The organism is Janthinobacterium kumbetense (assembly GCF_023703445.1).
GTDB lineage: Bacteria > Pseudomonadota > Gammaproteobacteria > Burkholderiales > Burkholderiaceae_D > Janthinobacterium > Janthinobacterium kumbetense.
The window spans coordinates 1-339 of the sequence record NZ_JAMQGR010000047.1 but is presented as its reverse complement, the minus strand read 5'-3'; the positions used below and the strand labels follow the sequence as shown (position 1 = coordinate 339).

At 47.8% G+C, this 339-nt stretch carries 2 tRNA genes; both read left to right on the top strand.

Going from position 1 to position 339, the window contains the following annotated elements:
* Positions 1-36 precede the first annotated feature (36 nt).
* Positions 37-113 (top strand) — tRNA-Ile (locus NCG91_RS27900).
* Positions 114-132: 19 nt separating this feature from the next.
* Positions 133-208: transfer RNA gene (locus NCG91_RS27895), tRNA-Ala, on the top strand.
* Positions 209-339 lie beyond the last annotated feature (131 nt).

Genomic DNA, 339 nt, shown 5'->3' with positions numbered 1-339 from the left:
ATGAAGAAGAAACAGTAGTCGTAGTAGCACCGCGTTGGGGCTGTAGCTCAGCTGGTTAGAGCACCGTGTTGATAACGCGGGGGTCGTTGGTTCGAGTCCAACCAGCCCTACCAGCTAATTAGTAAAATCTCAGGGGGATTAGCTCAGCTGGGAGAGCACCTGCTTTGCAAGCAGGGGGTCGTCGGTTCGATCCCGTCATCCTCCACCACGTTTTACCGAAAGTGCAAATGTAAGCCAGTCAAATAGACGCAGGTTTAGATTTGATCTTTTAGCGATCAAAGCTGTTTCGTTCTTTAACAATCTGGAAGAAGTAAAGATTATTTATTGATCGGTTTGCCG